The organism is Collinsella sp. AK_207A (assembly GCF_902501965.1).
Taxonomy (GTDB): Bacteria; Actinomycetota; Coriobacteriia; order Coriobacteriales; family Coriobacteriaceae; genus Collinsella.
Map to the genome: position 1 here is coordinate 199,488 of NZ_CABWID010000010.1, position 16,716 is coordinate 216,203.

A 16,716-nucleotide genomic window follows, 5' to 3' on the forward strand; every position below is an offset into this window, starting at 1 on the left:
CTGAAAACCGGAGACACTATACCATCAGCCCTTCAGCGGGGCGCCAGCTTTTAAAAACTTGAAGCGCAGCTTACATGGCAACCCATTCCACCTGCTGCGGCAAACGATTTCGCACGAATCAGATACGTTCATGCCGCGGGCGAGCCCTTTACGCCAAACCGGCGGGATACTTTATCGGTTATTGGACAAAGAAATGAAAGCGACCCGATACTTTATCGGTTTCCGCGCGACCATCCGGTAGCCATCCTGCCAGTTCAAATAAAACCCCTGTTCACCGCAATGTCTCATTTTTCTCTATTCGAGACGACCCCTGAAAACCGATAAAGTATCGGCCTGCTTTTTGCCACAGCATCCAAAAGCGATAAACTATCGCCTCTTTTTTCGGCCGCGTTCAAACAACTGCTCATGAAAGCACTCGCGACGCTCTAGAAATGCCGAAGTTCGAGCCCGTATCCCCATCCCGAGCACCCGCGACAGTGCTTGCACGCGCGCATCCCATTGTTCCAGATCGGCCATTTGGCTGTAAGTGATATCAAAGACGGTAAGCCCCATGTTCTCGAGTGCCGCCGTTCTACCTGATTTGACGAGGAAGCCCTGACGATCGGCATGGTATCCAAAACCGTTGATCTCGACATCAATGCCTGACTCAAGCCACAGCTGATCGCATATCGCATAACTCGTGTTAGTCAGCCGCTTTGCCGCCGGCGTATAGTCCACGCGTCGATTAACCCAGGGTACCTTCCAGCCCTCACCTCCCTTCCAGCAATCAGCGCACATCAGCAACAACGCCCGCGATTCCAAAGGAGAGCCTGATCCATTGATAGCCAGATCAACGGCCTCCAATAGCTTTCGGCTACCCCGGGCGCCACTTTTGCTCAACGCGTAGGCGCGCACCTCATCGACCTCCGTCAGCGGCGCCCTCTTCCAAAGGTCCGTGGGGAGCCCATTTCTGTCAAACGACAGCTCCCAAGGAATTCCTCCGCCGCCTCGCCCCAGCGGAGCCACACGGGTGCCCCTCGCATCGTAGTACTCGCGAAGATGATTCCGTCGCGCCCGCTGAACAGCCTCATCGACAACCCCCTGTGCCAACAGCGCGTTCAAAACAAACGATGCAGCAGGCGTTTCATTCCAAATTGCAAACAACCCCGCCGCTTCCATAATGAACAACGCCAGGGAGACGACATTCATTCCACGTGCAAGTGAAAGCAGGGTGGCGTGGGGAGACAAGACCTTGAGTCCCCCGCCAAGCGGAACAAGATCGGAACTCTCGAGCCAATCAACCTGTTTGTGCGGCCAAGACAGCGCCGTCGGAGTACGACTCAGAGCCGCGTCGGCCATAACATGAACCGGAGTATCGACCGCCTTGAGATCGATAAGTAGCCGCCCTGCAACAAGCGCATCGAGCTCGCGCGCATTGCCACGGTCACAGCGAAGCTCAGGTCTAAGCCCAGCACCGTTGGGGTGCGGTGCAAATGCAATCCCCTCTGGCAAATCAACCTCTCCAATAACGGGCGGAGTCGTCCAGTACTGCCAGGCTGAGATTCCGGTTATGACGGGGTCCATGCTGCCTCCTTTGGAGAGTCCTTGGGAGATAGCATCTCATGGCGTCCCGGCGCGCTTCTGGGCTGGATGTCCTCGCAATCTCAAGCACGGCTAACAGAAATGCACGGGCTATCTAAACGAAGCAGGCAAAACCGCATGCCGTTTCCGCCGGCACCGCAAACACCGAGAATAACTACACGGCGAATCCACCAGCATATATGACGGGTTTTTGAAGCCGCAACACGCCTATCCGTTGGCCGACGTGCCAGCGCTCGCCGCCGAATCGCCGGCGGCCGAGGCAAGCGTCGGCAGCGCGGCGTCCTTGGGCATGCTCACCTTCAATGGCGAGGCAAGCTCCTTCGCCAGGTCCTTGTCCGTGGCGATGAGCTCGGAGAGCGTCACGAGCGTGTACCCCTCGCCCTGCAGGCCGTCGATGACGCCGGAGAGCGCCTCGGCCGTTTGCGCAGAAGTGCTCTCGTTGTCCGTGAGCAGCACGATGTCACCGTTCGCCACTCCGCTGACCACGTTGTTCACCACCGCCTGAGCGCCCGGCAGCAGCCAATCACCCGAGTCGAGGTTCCAACCCACCACCGCGCTCACCAGATCCATGGCGTCGCACCAGTTCTGCTCCGAGAAGCTCGCAAAGGGCGCGCGAAGCAGGGCAGTGGTGCCCCCGCCCGCCGCGGCGATGGCAGAAAAACCTTGGTTGAGCTGGTTGCGCAGGGTATCGCCGGAAAGGGTGCTGAGATCCTTGTTGGAATAGGAGTTCGAACCCACCTCATGACCGGCAGCCGCAATCTGAGCCACAACGGATTTGTTCGTCTCCACGGCATCCCCCTGCAGGAAGAACGTCGCCTTCACGCCCTTATCCTCGAGCACCTTGAGGATCGCAGCCGTGCCCGAACTCGGTCCCTCGTCAAAGGTCAGCGCCACGTACTTGGCCTTCTTGCTGTCCGGACTCACGCTCCGTGCCTTCACAACTGCGTTCTGCGCCTCTTTCACCACGCCGCGATCCTGGGTCTTGCCCGAGGTCGCGCCCGTCCACACCTCGGACCGGCCCGGAACACCCCACGTCTGCACGTATTGGATGGCACCCGAGCCCTCGACGGTAATCGTCGGCTTGATCTCGGTTGCCTGCACGCGATGCTCCTCGTAAACGTCCTCGCCGTCGCCGATCTTGACCGTCTCGCCGCCCTGCAGCTTGGTGTCGGCGAGCGCGGAAACGTCCACCTTCTTCTTGTTCACATGCACGGTGCAGGTGGTACCTGCGCTTTTCTTGAGCACCGTATCATCAACCGCGAGCAGGTTGCCGGGCTTGAGGTCGAGGCCCTGGTCATCGATGAGCTGCTGCACACTGGAATTGATGCGCACAGAGGTCTCGGAGCCGTTGAGCGTGATGGTCACGCTGCGGTTGGCGTACCACAGCACGCTTGCAGCAAAGACCAGAAAGGCGCAACCCACCGCGATGAGCGCGTACGTGCGCCGCGCCGTTTCGCGGCGATTGCGGTACCGCCGGCGGTTGCCACCGCTGAAACCTTGCGAATGGCGCAGGTACATGGCACCCCGCTTGCGCTGCGCGCGGCTGCGAGCACCCGGCAGCTGCTGACCCGTATTCCTGCGGAAAGAGGGCTTTTTGTTCGAGGGATAGGAGGTGGTGTATTTTGGCACTGATGCTCCCGGGTCTCGAGTCCGCGGGCCGCGAACCCGGATGCATCCAACCCCGCGGCCCGCGTGAGCCTACTTTTTCTTCTTTGCGGACGTGCCCGCGGCCTTCTTGTACTCGTCCATAAAGCCGCCGAACATGCCCTTGGCACGCCCCAGCTGCTTGCCGAGGGCGCGGCTGCCCTTGTCAACGGCCTTGGAGCCATGCTCGTCAAGCACGGCAGCACCCTTCTTGGCCTGGGCCTTGACCTTAACGGTGGCCTCAGCCGCAGCCGCGGCAGCGCCGCCCGAGCATTCGAGCTCGGCGGCAGCGTCGTCGACGATCATCTGCCCGTTGTGGTAGCCGCGCATCATGGCAACGGGCATCTCGACGTTGCCCAGCAGGGCCGAGGCGGCCCCGCTCTGCGTGAGCGAGAAGGTCGAGACCTTGCCCGTGCGCGGATGGCACTGGGCGTCGGCGCAATAACCCAGCCGCTTGCCGGAACGCGTCACCACATCCATGCCCGTCCAGATCAGACACCGGTCAAGATCGACCCCCAATCGCTTGGCGGCAGCGGTGCCCATGGCGTCCTTGGCGTCGGACACGACCAAGGCCTCCCCCACCACATCAAGGGAGTCAAGCGCCACGAAGCGGTCATCCTGCTTCACCATGCCCACGATATCGGGCAGCTTCACCATGAAACCCACGACCCGACGCCCGTCGGGGGCGAACACCGGGTTATGGATACGGCCGAGCTTCTTGGGATCGCGCTCCGTGCCGTCCTTGCGAACGCGCTTGTCTTCGGGCGGCAGGCGATAGACCTTGACGCCCTGAAAGTCGGCGACGCGCATCTACGCCTCGGACGAGGCGTCGGCCTGCTCGGCCTGGCGCTGCGCAGCCTGCTGGTCCACCGCAGACTCGACCACCACGTCGGCGGCCGGCGTGACATTGCCGCTCGCCACGGCCTCGTTCAGCTGCTCGCGAAGCTGGTCCATGCGCTCGCGGGCCAGGTCGACCTTGGCGCGCAGCTCATCCGCCTTGGCGTCCACCATGGGGCCGAAGTCCGTCGCAGCGGCGCGCGCCTGGTCAACGCCCTGCTCGTACAGGTCGCGTGCGGAATCCCACGCGTCGTTGGCCATGTCGGCCGCCATGGCGCGCGTCTCGGCACCGGAACGCGGAGCCAGCATGATGCCGATGACGGCACCGGCCGCAGCACCCAGAACGGTACCAGCAACAAATCCAAGACCCTTGCCCATCGTGATTACCTCCAGAGGTTAAAAGGAAAGCTTCCTCACATAGTCGTTCATTATACCCACGGCTCGAGGGTGCGATCGGCACGGGTGGAGCGGCTCCGCCAATGCGAAATGCAGTCGGCGACTGCAACGCCGTGCGCAGACTCGCAGTTCCTACTCCGCCGCGGCGCCACCGAACTGCGCGTTCGCGGGCACGTCATGCGCCACGGCGCTTGCGCCCTCCGTGTCGATGGGACCGCACGGCACGTCCTCGACGCCATCGTCACCGTTGCCGACAACGTCCGCTTCGCCCGCGTCCTCGCCGCGCAGCCCCAGCACGAGCCGACGCAGCGCCTCCACCGTGGCGGGGAAGTCGGGAGCCGGCTGATCGGGATGCAGGAACGCCCACTGCATCATGAAGGCAGCGGAAGAAAGCGCGCCCACGGTGAGCGCGTCATCCGGGCAGGAAAGCTCAACGTCGAACAGCCGCTCGTCCTCCGGCACCGAACGCGTGCGACCCGAGACCACGTCGCCCGCCAGGCCGGTCTGCTTCATGATCTCAACCGTCAGATGCTCGAGCAGATGTGCGAGCTCGGTATCGGCCATGCAATCCTGGAAGTGCTCGCCGGCGTCCCCCAGGCAGGCATGGGTGGCGATGCCCGGTGCCAGGTAGTACACGCGCGCCGTACCCTCGATATCCTCCGAGGTGCGCACGGGGGCACCGGGGTTCACAAGCACGCGCGCGGTGAGCTTGTCCGGCCCCACCGTGATCTTCAGCATATTGAACAGGTCCGCCATCTGGCCTCCTCGGTCGTTCGCGTAACGGGGAATCGGATCCCGTCACATCATTCTACTCGTCCGCTTTCGCATCCTTGGGCGCGGGGTCGGTGGATGCGGCCTCCGCCTTGTTCTCGGCGGAAACCTCACCGGGAGCGGGAGCGGTCACGCGCACGAGCGAGATGCGCTGGCCGCGCATGCTCTGCACCTTGAACTTATAGCCCTCGACCTCAAAAACCTCACCGATATCCGGCACGGAGTCCGAAAGCTCCAGAATCCAGCCGGCAATCGTCTCGTAGTCATCGCTCTCGCGGATGGGCCAGCCGAGTTCCTCGGCATCATCGCAGCTAAAGCGGCCGTCAACCAGCCACTCGCGGCGAGAGAGGCGCGTCAGGTACTTGTTATCAGGGTCGAACTCGTCCTCGATCTCGCCCACGATCTCCTCGACGATGTCCTCGATAGTGATGATGCCGGCCGTTCCGCCGTACTCGTCAACCACGATGACGATCTGCTCGTGCGCAGTCTGCATCTCGGAGAGCAGCGGCAGGATGTCCTTGGTATCGGGGATGAAGGTGGCGTCGCGCACGAGCCCGCCCACCGGCTCGCTGCCACGGCCCTCGATCGCCGGCGCGATCAGGTCCTTGATGTGCGCCACGCCCACCACGCTGTCGGGGTCGTCGTGGTACACCGGCACGCGGCTGAAACCCGTCTTGCGCATGACCTCCATGACCTCGTCCACGGTGTCGGTGTCCTCCACCATGGTGACGTCCACGCGCGGGATCATGACCTCGCGCGCCACGGCGTCGCCCAGGTCGAACACCTCGTGGATGATGCGCTTCTCCTCGTCGAGCAACGTGTCCTGCTCAGAGATCATGTACTTGATCTCCTCCTCGGACACGTTCTGACGGTCGTCGGCGCTCTTGATGCCGAGCAGCTTGGAGAGGCCGTTCGCGCTGGCCTGCGTGAGCCACACGAGCGGCTTGGCTGCCTTGCGGAAGCCCTCGAGCGGGCCGGCGACGGACTTCGCCATGCCCTCGGCGTCGGCCAGGCCGATGCGCTTGGGCACCAGCTCGCCCACCACGATGGACAGGTAGGACACCACGAGCGTGATGATGATGGGCGACGCCACGGGGGCGATCGTGGAAAGCCAGGAAACCCCGAAGCCCTTGAACCAGCTGGTCAGTGGGTCGGACAGCGTGTTCGAGGAAACCGTGGCCGAGAAGAAGCCCACGAGCGTGATGGCCACCTGAATGGTCGCCAGAAAGTCCGTGGAATCCGTGGAGAGCTCCAGCGCCTTGGCCGCGCGCTTGTCGCCCTCGTCGGCATCGTGCTCGAGGCTCGCGCGCTTGGCGGTGGTCAGCGCCATCTCGCTCATAGAGAAATAGCCGTTCAGCAGCGTGAGGAGCAGGGTTGCGATGATCGAGATTGCTATGCCCATAAGGGTATGCTCAAACCTCCCAATACCGAGAAACAGGACCGAGGCGCAACGAGGGATTGCCGTCGTCGCGGTGCGGCGAAGGTCGCCGGGATGCTAGATGACGAAGAAGATCACCGCCATGAACTGGAAGATGCTCCCCGCCAGCACCCACAGGTGAAACACGCTGTGCATGTAGCGAATGCGCTTGGCGAGGTAGAACGGCGTGCCGATGGTGTAGCACACGCCGCCGACGGCGAGCAGCGCGAGCGCCACCGGGTCGAGCAGCACCACGAGCTGCGGCAGGCGGAACACGATGAGCCAACCCATCAGGAGGTAGATGGCGATGGTCAGCCAGCGCGGTTGACGCTGGCGCAGCGCCACCTCAAAGGCCACTCCCAGCAGCGCAAGCACCCAGATGACGACGAACATGACGATGCCGCCCGCATCGCGCAGGGTAATGAGCAGAAACGGCGTGTAGCTACCCGCGATGAGCAGGTAGATGCAGCTGTGGTCGATGATGCGAAACACGCGCTTGGCGCGGTGCGGGGCGATGGCATGGTAGAGCGTGGAGGCGAGGTACTCGAGGATGAGCGTGACGCCGAACACCAGAGCGCTCGCGATATGCGCCGGTTCGGCACCGCCGAGTGCCGCCTTCACCAGCAACAGCACCAGACCGGCGATGGCAAGCAGGCAGCCCACGCCGTGGGTGACGCTGTTCATGATCTCTTCGCCGAGGGTGTAGCGGGGCAGGCCGTCATCTTCTGGCTCGGAATTTGGGTGCGCCGCCGACCACGCCGTTGCAGCGGCTTCGTACACGTTGCCCGGCTCGCGGTCGGTGCCCGCCGCGGCTTGACCGGCACCGGATGCATTCTCGCCCGCGGCAGCGAGCGAGGACTTTACCACAAAGGGTGCCGCGGTCTCGGACCGCGGCGAAGGACTGTCACTGGAATCGGGCATGTGTGCCTAACTGCCTCCAAAGTCAACGATTCTGGTAATAATAGCAGAATCCGCAGGTTGCAATGAAAAGGCACCGTAAGACGAGTCCAACGGCAACACCATGCGCAGCGGGCGCGCCGGATCGTGCTCGCCACGTTGACCCGCAACTCGCCGCGCCCGCGAGCGAGAACCTATTTAACCTCGATGAGCTCGTACTTGTTCGTACCAAGGCCGATCTTCTCGCCGTGCTCGATCATGGACTTCCAATCCGTGTCGGGGTGCGTCACGTAAAAGTGATCGTGCGCGTGCTCCTCATCCAGGTGCACGCCCGCGGCCTCCAGCTTGGCGCGGCTCTCTGTAAGCTCGGTGTCGGGCATCGCGGGCTGCGCTAGGACGGCGTCGATGCACGCCTGGTCGATGGCCACCGGGTCAAAGCTCGCGAACATACCCACGTCCGGCACGATGGGCGTGTCGTTCTCAGCGTGGCAGTCACAGTTGGGGCTCACGTCGATCGCGAGCGAGATGTGGAAGCACGGGCGATCCTGCACGATGGCCTGCGTGTACTCGGCGATTTTGTAGTTGAGCACCTCGACGGCCGCATCGTAGCCGGGCTCGATGGCATCCTGGTTGCACACGCCGATGCAGCGGCCGCAGCCCACGCAGCGATCGTGGTCGATGGTGGCCACGTGGATCTCGCGCGTCTTGCCCGAGGGCAGCTCGCGTTCACGCGTGGCCTCGAAGCCAATAGCGTCGTGCGCGCAGATGCGCTCACAGGCCCGACAACCGATGCACTTCTCATGCGCCACGCTCGGCTTACCGGCTGCATGCTGCTCCATCTTGCCGGCGCGGGAACCTCCGCCCATGCCGAGGTTCTTCATACAGCCGCCGAAACCCGCCTGCTCATGACCCTTGAAGTGCGTGAGGCTGATGACGATGTCGGCGTCCATGAGAGCCTGGCCGATCTTGGCCTCCTTCACGTACTCGCCGTTTTTCACCGGCACGAGGGCCTCGTCCGTACCCTTGAGACCGTCGGCGATAATCACGTGGCAACCGGTCGCGTACGGGGTAAAGCCATTCTGGTAGGCGCAGTCGATGTGCTCGAGCGCGTTCTTGCGGCTGCCCACGTAGAGCGTGTTGCAGTCCGTGAGAAAGGGCTTGCCGCCCAGCTCCTTCACCACGTCGGCGACGGCGCGCGCGTAGTTGGGCCGCAGGAAGGAGAGGTTGCCGAGCTCACCGAAGTGAATCTTGATGGCAACGAACTTATTAGTAAAGTCGATCTGCCCGATGCCTGCACGCTTGATGAGGCGCTTGAGCTTGTCGAGCTGGCTTTCGCGGCCGTGCGTCCGCAGGTTGGTGAAGTACACCTTGGCGGGCGTCGATGCGCTCTTTTCCATAGCGTCCATGATGGCTCCCCTCAGAGCGATGTATATGACAGGCGATGTCATTATGGTAGCGCGTAGGGAGGTATTCCGAAACGAAACCGGTGCAGAAGCCCGATCATCCTGGCCGCTAACATCCATACGCCTCACCCCACGGACAGGCGCCTGAAAACCGGCCGATACTTTATCGGTTTGAGGGCTTCGCAAACAAACCGGGACGATACTTTATCGCTTTTCGGGTACCCGCTCGGTAAGGCGCAGAAAGGGCGACTCGTTTTCGCAGGTAACGCGATTACGAGTCACCTTTTTCTTGCAGGCTACATCATTGATGCGAAAAAACCGATAAAGTATCGCCGTGTTTTATGCTCCGTGCGCCAGAACCGATAAAGTATCCCGTAGTTTTTAGCCTTCCTGGCCCGCTTCGGCCTCGGCTGCCTTCTTGGCGGCCTCCTTCTTGGCGCGGGCAGCGGCCACGCGGGCCTCCTGCTCGGGCGTCAACTTGGGCTTGGGCTTTGCGGCAGCTCCGGCACCGACGGCCGCGGCCTTCGCCTCCGCCGCCTTGGCGGCGGGACGAGCCGGCTTTGCGGGCATGTCCTTGTGCATGGTCACCGTGCCCAGCTTGGCGGTAACGGGCGTGGGGTCAGCCCCCATGCTCAGGCATTTCTTCGGGCACTCGTGCACGCACCGGGCGCACTGCACGCACTCGTACGGATTGATGATCCAGTCGCCGGCCTTGCGATCAACCACGATGGCACCCACCGGGCAGGCACGCTGGCACATGCCGCAGAGGATACAGACATCCAAGTCGTTGATCACGTGCCCGCGCATCGCCTCGTAGGAGCGCGCCGGCACCTGTTCGGCAGGATATTGGACCGTCGCCGGCTTGCTGAAGAGCGAGCGCAGCGTCATCTTTCCCAGCTTGAATCCACCCATGTCTTCCTACCTCTCAGTGCAGCTGATGCACGGGTCGATGGTCAGAATGATCATGGGCACGTCGGCCACGTCCACGCCCTGTAGCGCGCGCACCAAGCCGCCAAGGTTCTGCGAGGTCGGGGTACGCATACGGAAGCGCTCGAGGTTCTTGGTGCCGTTGCCGCGCACATAGTAGAACGCCTCGCCGCGCGGCTGCTCGATGAGCACGTGGCTGCGGCCCTCGGGGACGACCACCTTGGGACCGGGCTTGTTGCCGATGCCGTCGTGCGGGATCTTAGCCACCAGCTCCTTGATGATATCGATGGACTGGTAAACCTCCTCGCAGCGCACCTTGCAGCGGGCGTAGCAGTCGCACTCGTTCGAGATGATCGGCTCGAAGTGCTCCAGGTCGCCGTACGCGCCAAAGCCCGTGGAGCGCATATCGTGCTCAACACCGGAGCCCTTGGCGAACGGACCGACCATCGAGAGATCAACGGCTTCCTCGAAGCTGATGGAGCCCACGCCGCGCAAACGGCTCGCCACGGAGTCGTCATGCAGCATGGTGTTCACGATCTCGGCGTACTCGCGCTTGATGCCGTCGAGCTTCTCGCAGGCGCGCTTGAGCATCTCATCCGGAATATCGTGGGCCATGCCGCCCACGATGGTGATGGAGAGGATAATGCGGCCGCCGCAAGTCTCCTGGAAGATATCCAGAACCGTCTCGCGCAGGCGCCAGCAGTGGTTGAAGAGCGCCTCGAAGCCAAAGGCATCCGCGAGCAGACCAAGCCACAGCAGGTGGCTGTGCACGCGGGAGAGCTCCTCCAAGATGGTGCGCAGGTACTGCGCACGACGCGGGATCTCCAGGCCGATCAGGTTCTCGGTGGCCATGGCGTAACCCCAGCCATGGCCGAAGCTGCAGATGCCGCACACGCGCTCGGCAACGTACACGAACTGGTTGAAATCGCGCTTCTCAACGAGCTTCTCCAGGCCGCGATGCACGTAGCCGATCTGCGGGATGGCCTCGATGACGTGCTCGTCCTCGACCACCAGATCAAGGTGCACCGGCTCCGGCAGCACCGGGTGCTGCGGGCCAAAGGGAATGACGGAACGGGTTGCCATCGGTTACTCGCCATCCTTAGAGGTCGCAGGTGCGGAAACGTCGATGCCGCGAGCGGCCAGGTTCTCGCGCAGCTTGGCAGCCTTCTCGGGATCCTTAGCCTCGAGCGCGGCGAGCTTGGCGAGCATCTTAGCGGTGCGGTCGTCCACGCCGGCAGGGGCCGGTGCCGCCTCAGCAGCGGGCTCGGCGGGCTTCGCAGGATCGACGGGCTTCGCGACCTTGGGCGCGAGCTCGTTCACCTTCGCCACGGCCTCGGCGTCGGCCTGGGCGGGCGTCTGCTCCTCGGCCTTCTTGGCGGCAGCGGACTCCGCGGCCTCGCGGGCGGCCTTGGCCTCCTTGGCAGCCTTGGCAGCGGCAAGCTTGGCCGCCTTCTCGCGAGCAGCCTTCTGCTCGGGCGAGATGATCGTCATCGGGGCATCCTGCGCCACGTTGAAGAAGTGCCCGCCAAAGTCGAGCTTCATGTTGGCGAACCGCACGCCAAAGAGATCGTGAGCCTCGTTCTCATACGAGAAGGAAGCAAAGTACAGGCCCTGGATGGACGGCACGCGCGCGTCCTCGGGCAGCTGCACCACCAGGTTCAGCGCGTGGTCCTCCACCTCGTTGTAGAAGGTGTAGACCACATCCAGCGAATCATCCGCGTTCTTCTCGGCAAAGAGCTGCACGAAACGAACGCCCTCGTGCTTGATGGTCTGAACGCGCTCGAGCAGGTTCTCGAGCGGAACGTTTACGAAAGACGTGGTGTACATCTATTCACTCCCCTTCTGGGCAGACGCAGCTGCGGCGGTGCCGGCACCAGCTCCAACAGCACCCTGCTCCGCCAGCTTTCCATGGGGATCACTGGGCGAGAAGGCGTCGAAGCCCGGCTCGACCGCATGCTCCTCGGGTTCGCCGAAGCGCTTGCCCTCGGCGGCGCGCCGCTCGGCGTACTCGGCGGAGCTCAGCGTCTTGAGCTCGCCCTTCTTCATGAGCTCGGCTTTTTTGTCCAAGATCTTCACGCCCTCGAGCACGGCGTCGATGATGGTCTCGGGCCGCACGGCGCAACCCGGTGCGTACACGTCAACCGGGATGACCTTGTCAACGCCGCCCAGGATGTTGTAGCACTCGCGGAACACGCCGCCCGTGCAGGCGCACACGCCGCAGGCCACCACGACCTTGGGCTCCAGCATCTGATCGTAGATGTGGCGCACCACGTTCTGGTTCTGATGGTTGACGGAACCCGTCACCAGGAAGATGTCGGCATGCTTGGGATTGCCGGTGTTGATGATGCCAAAGCGCTCCACGTCGTAGAGCGGCGTCATGGAATCAAGCACCTCGATGTCGCAGCCGTTACAGCTCGAACCATCGTAGTGGATGACCCACGGCGATTTGGAAGAATAGCCCATATCCGCTCCCCTCTAGATAAACGGCGTGATGAGCACGTAGAACAGGTTGACGATGCCCACCACGAGCGCCACAAGCCAGGCGTACTTGAGGCACGCCTGCCACTTCATGCGAGCAAAGTCGTTGTCGATCCACACCTCGAAGAACCAGGCAGCGGCGATGGCCACCACGGCGAGCACCACGGAGAGCGGGTTGCTCCAGATGAAGAACATGCCCACCCACATGAGGAAGAGCACGCTCTCGGCCCAGTGCAGAATCTCGACCTTGGCGAGCGTGCGACCGCTCATCTCGGTGGTCACACCCTTCACGAGCTCCTGGTGGGCATGGTGGCTGTAGGAAAGGTCGAACGGCGACTTCCGCAGCTTGATGGTGAGCACGAAGATGAGTCCCAGGAAGATGGGTCCGAGCAACGTGATGATCGGCGCCTCGAGCGCGCCGAGCGCCGCCACGTCAAAGCTCTGCGTGACAACGAAGTAGCCGGCAGCCATGATGAGCAACATGGGCTCGTAGCTCATGACCTGCAGAATCTCGCGGTCGGCGCCCATGTCGGCATACGGAGAGCGCGCCGAGTAGGCGGCCATGACCACGAAGAGCGTGGCGAGCGTCACCAGGAAGATGCACATCAGCAGGTTGGAACCCGAGACGAACATACCGCCCGCCACCGCGCAGAACACGAGCGCGCAGGTAACGTAGGCCTCGTCCACGGAGTTGACCGTGGCCTTCTCCTTCATGAAGAGCTTGCGCACGTCCCAATAGGGTTGCAGAATGCGCGGGCCCACACGGCCCTGCATGCCGGCGGAGACCTTGCGGTCAAGACCGTCGAGCAAACAGCCGATCACGGGAGCGAGCACGGCGAACACCACGGTGCCGAGCAGGAGGCCCAGCATGTCCGGACCCATGAGGTCGACCCGACGCTCGTGGAACCACGCGCCGCCGGAGAGGAAGGCATCGCTGAAGAGCCACGTCGAGGCAAACGACATGAGCACCACGGCCGTGGCCACGATGACGCCGATGCGCGTGAGCAGCGGCTCACCGAAGAACTTCTCCAGGTACCAGTTGCGCTTGGTGGACGTCATGGTGCGGCCCATGGAACCATGGTAGCGACGACCGTCCGGGTCGGCGCACTGGCCGCCCAGGTACACGGCCTGACGACGCTTCTTGCTGTCGCGACCCCAGGGCGTCAGCAGCACCACGGCCACGAAGATGACACTCGCCACCATGATGATCAGGTTGTTGGTGTCGATGAGGTAGGGGGCCTCGCTGTACACCGTCTCGAGGTACGGCCCGATCACCCAGGCCGAGATGGCCGGAAGCGCCAGGCAGGAGATGATCATGAGGCACGCGATGGAGCGGATGGCCGCCCACTCGGAAGCATGCACGCCGCCCTCCACGTTCTCGGCTTTCTGCGGCACGCCAACCAGCTTGCCGAGCCACTTGGTCCAGAAGAAGAACGTCGCGGCGGAACCAAAGGCCAGCATAATCAGGAAGATGATGTTGCCCGTCTCGGCAAAGGACACGAGCGTGGCCCACTTGGAGATCAGCATGCCGAAGGGTGCCACGAACATGCCCATGATGCCGAGCATCATGAAGCGCGTGAGGCGCGGCAGGCGCGCGAAGAGGCCGTCCATGTCCTCGATGTTGCGGCTCCCGATGCGGTGCTCCACGGTGCCCACGCACAGGAAGAGCAGCGACTTGGACACGGTGTGGAAGATGATCAGGAAGATACCCGCCCACACGGCCTCGGCAGTACCCACGCCCGCGCACGCGGCGATGAGGCCTAGGTTGGCGATGGTGGAGTAGGCGAGCACGCGCTTGGCGTTACTCTGGCTGATGGCCATGAAGCTGCAGAGCAGGAAGGTCACGCCGCCGATGGAGACCACCATGAACGACGCCACGGGGTACACCAGATAGAGCGGTGCGAGCTTGACCAGCAGGAACACGCCCGCCTTCACCATGGTGGAGGAGTGCAGCAGCGCGCTCGTGGGCGTGGGCGCCACCATGGCGCCGAGCAGCCAGCGATGGAACGGCATCTGCGCGGCCTTCACCAGGCCGGCAACGGAGAGCAGCATGAGCGGCAGGATGAGCACGGGCGCCGCGGGCGTGGCGGCGATGGCCACGAGGCCCGAGAGCGAGAGCGGCACCTCCATCACGTGCAGGAAGATCACAGCGATATGGAATCCCAGGCCGCCCACCATGTTGAGGTTGATCTGCAGGATGGCGCTCTTGCGCGCCTCGGGCGTGTGCGTGTAGCCGATCATGAGGAACGAGCAGACGGTGGTGATCTCCCAGCCGGCGAGCATCCAGTCCATGTTGTCCGAGGTCACGATGACGAACATCGCGGAAAGGAACAGGAACATGAGAGCCGTGAACTGGTGACGGCGGTCGTCGACCTCGCGGCCGGCGGCGCGGGCCGCCTCGTTCTCGTGGTGCTGGAAGTCCTTCATGTAGCCCAGGGCGTACACGCAGATCGCGCTGCCCACCAGGCCCACGATGAGCACCATGACCACGGAGAGGTTATCCACGTAGAGAGGCTTCTCGAAGACGTCCTCGGGCGCCGTGGCCAAAGATCCGCACCAGATGGAGAAGAAGAACTGCACCACGGAGAGCGCGAGCATGGTGGGGTCGCGGAACGAGATGGCATAGCGGAGCACCACGCCGCAAAGCAGCAGGTCAACGCCCACGGCCACAAAATTACCAGCCAGGGACAGGTCGCGCGGGACGGCCAGGTGCGCTGGCGCGTTGAGAAACGTGGCCGCGAACGCGATCGACGCGACGGCGGTTGCCACAGCCGACGCGATGACGATGCGATCGCGCGCCGCGTCCTCCCGAACAAACAGCAAGACGAGCGCCACTAACAACGGAAACGCAAACAGGAAGCACAGCAGGCCCATAGACGCCCCTCCATGATCGAATGGTCCGAGGCACGGCGAGAGGCCTCGAAGCATTCTGCTCATGTTACGGACATTCGAACAATTTCCAACAACGATTCCGCCTATGGGCCGATCCGCGCCGCAAATGGCACTCCGCAGTGACCGGGGCGGGGTCTGGGCTGGCCCTCACGCGCTCCAAGACGGCCCCGGGAAGCTATTTCTCCTCGAACTCGATCAGCGTCTTCACCTTGGCCTGCAGCGCGGTGAGGTCGGCCTCCTTGGGAATCCACTGCTGCGTGATGACGGGCTCGGGCAGCTGGAACTTCGCGTTCTCGAGCTCGGCATATACCTGCTTGGGGCCGAGCGGCGCCCAGCCGTAGGAGCCGAAGGCTAGGCCGATGCGATGCTGGTTGCGAGGCGAGAGGCCGCGCATGTAGGTGAGGAACGCGGCCACGTTCGGTAGCATCTGCGAGTTCAGCGTCGGCGAACCCACCGCCACGTACTTGGCGTCCATCATGTAGAGGATGATGTCGGAGATGTGGGTTGCCTTGAGGTCGATGAGCTGGGCGGAGATGCCCTCGGCAATGAACGCGTCGGTGATCTCGCGCGCCATCTTCTCGGTGGAGTGCCACATGGAATCGAACACCACCACGGCCTTGTCCACCACCTGGTTGGTGGTCCAAGACTCATAGGCGTCGAGGATATCGGAGATGTGGCTGCGCCAGATCACGCCGTGGCTGGGCGCGATCAGCTTGAGGTCCAGTCCCTTCACGACCTCCAGGGCCTTGCAGGCCTGCGGGCCGTAGGGCTGCACGATGTTCGCATAGTACTTCTTGGCCTGCTTCATGGTCTCGCACAGGTCGTTCTCGTCGTCGAAGCGCTTGGTGGTGGCGTAGTGCTGGCCAAAGGCATCGTTGGAGAAGAGGATCTGGTCGGTATCGGAGTAGGTAACCATGTTGTCGGGCCAGTGAACCATGGGCGTCTGCACAAAGGTGAGGGTGCGCTCGCCGATGTTCAGCGTGTCGCCGGTCTTCACGCCCTTGACCTCAAAGCCGTAATGGGCCTTGATCTCGGCCACGCCGGCCGGCGCGCTCGCATAGAACTCGGCATGCGGAGCGATCTCGTGAATCTTGGGAAGGCTACCGGAGTGGTCCATCTCCACGTGGTTGGTGATCACCACATCGATCTTGGAGGGATCGATTACCTGACCGATGCGCTGTAGGAACTCATCGCAGAAGGTTGCCTTGGCGCAGTCGATGAGCGTGACCTTCTCGTCCATGATGAGATAGGCGTTGTAGGTAATGCCGCGCTCGGTGGTGTAGCCGTGGAACAGGCGCTCGTTCCAGTCGATGCCACCGACCCACCAGACCTTCGGACTGATCTCGATCGCGTTCAGCATGGGTATTCCTTTCGATCGGGAGAACGTTTTCCGCACGAATCATAGCACCCTCGCCAGGCACGGGAAGACTCTCCCGACCCGACGAGGGTGCTCTTGGAACTATTTCAAGCCGC

At 62.9% G+C, this 16,716-nt stretch carries 14 protein-coding genes; all 14 read right to left on the minus strand.

The genetic code is table 11. From position 1 onward, the window contains the following. Positions 1-366 precede the first annotated feature (366 nt). The 14 genes from GDJ97_RS02505 to GDJ97_RS02570 all read right to left on the minus strand — a co-directional run bounded on the left by GDJ97_RS02505 (position 367) and on the right by GDJ97_RS02570 (position 16,603). Positions 367-1,563: a hypothetical protein gene (locus GDJ97_RS02505; RefSeq protein ID WP_152069640.1), complete on the minus strand. Its 1,197-nt coding sequence runs from the start codon at positions 1,561-1,563 to the stop codon at positions 367-369. A gap of 225 nt (positions 1,564-1,788) precedes the next feature. Beyond that, a complete protein-coding gene (locus tag GDJ97_RS02510) occupies positions 1,789-3,099 on the minus strand; it encodes a polysaccharide deacetylase family protein (protein WP_226808755.1) in 1,311 nt (436 codons plus the stop codon). A 180-nt stretch (positions 3,100-3,279) separates the two neighbouring features. Continuing rightward, complete coding sequence (locus GDJ97_RS02515) at positions 3,280-4,035, minus strand: PRC-barrel domain containing protein (RefSeq protein WP_152069642.1); 756 nt, start codon at positions 4,033-4,035, stop codon at positions 3,280-3,282. Beyond that, the gene (locus GDJ97_RS02520; RefSeq protein ID WP_152069643.1) at positions 4,036-4,440 is read right to left on the minus strand and encodes a YtxH domain-containing protein; all 405 of its coding nucleotides are present in this window, start codon (positions 4,438-4,440) and stop codon (positions 4,036-4,038) included. It lies immediately after the preceding gene. A gap of 150 nt (positions 4,441-4,590) precedes the next feature. Further along, complete coding sequence (locus GDJ97_RS02525; RefSeq protein ID WP_152069644.1) at positions 4,591-5,214, minus strand: hypothetical protein; 624 nt, start codon at positions 5,212-5,214, stop codon at positions 4,591-4,593. Positions 5,215-5,266: 52 nt separating this feature from the next. Then, entirely contained in the window at positions 5,267-6,631 is a 1,365-nt protein-coding gene (locus tag GDJ97_RS02530) for a hemolysin family protein (RefSeq protein WP_152069645.1), read from the minus strand. A gap of 93 nt (positions 6,632-6,724) precedes the next feature. Further along, the gene (locus tag GDJ97_RS02535; RefSeq protein WP_152069646.1) at positions 6,725-7,567 is read right to left on the minus strand and encodes a hemolysin III family protein; all 843 of its coding nucleotides are present in this window, start codon (positions 7,565-7,567) and stop codon (positions 6,725-6,727) included. A 170-nt stretch (positions 7,568-7,737) separates the two neighbouring features. Continuing rightward, on the minus strand, positions 7,738-8,940 hold the full coding sequence (locus GDJ97_RS02540; protein WP_152069823.1) for a DUF362 domain-containing protein: 1,203 nt from the start codon (positions 8,938-8,940) through the stop codon (positions 7,738-7,740). 387 nt (positions 8,941-9,327) lie between these two features. After that, entirely contained in the window at positions 9,328-9,858 is a 531-nt protein-coding gene (locus GDJ97_RS02545) for a 4Fe-4S dicluster domain-containing protein (protein WP_152069647.1), read from the minus strand. A gap of 6 nt (positions 9,859-9,864) precedes the next feature. Further along, the gene (locus tag GDJ97_RS02550; RefSeq protein ID WP_152069648.1) at positions 9,865-10,956 is read right to left on the minus strand and encodes a nickel-dependent hydrogenase large subunit; all 1,092 of its coding nucleotides are present in this window, start codon (positions 10,954-10,956) and stop codon (positions 9,865-9,867) included. Between the two features lie 3 nt (positions 10,957-10,959). Beyond that, positions 10,960-11,700 carry an NADH-quinone oxidoreductase subunit C gene (locus GDJ97_RS02555; protein ID WP_152069649.1) on the minus strand — a complete coding sequence of 247 codons (741 nt, stop codon included), beginning with the start codon at positions 11,698-11,700 and terminating at the stop codon, positions 10,960-10,962. After that, positions 11,701-12,336 carry an NADH-quinone oxidoreductase subunit B family protein gene (locus tag GDJ97_RS02560; RefSeq protein ID WP_226808757.1) on the minus strand — a complete coding sequence of 212 codons (636 nt, stop codon included), beginning with the start codon at positions 12,334-12,336 and terminating at the stop codon, positions 11,701-11,703. Between the two features lie 12 nt (positions 12,337-12,348). Next, positions 12,349-15,225 carry a proton-conducting transporter membrane subunit gene (locus GDJ97_RS02565; protein WP_193221278.1) on the minus strand — a complete coding sequence of 959 codons (2,877 nt, stop codon included), beginning with the start codon at positions 15,223-15,225 and terminating at the stop codon, positions 12,349-12,351. Between the two features lie 193 nt (positions 15,226-15,418). Next, positions 15,419-16,603: an FprA family A-type flavoprotein gene (locus GDJ97_RS02570; protein WP_152069650.1), complete on the minus strand. Its 1,185-nt coding sequence runs from the start codon at positions 16,601-16,603 to the stop codon at positions 15,419-15,421. Positions 16,604-16,716 lie beyond the last annotated feature (113 nt).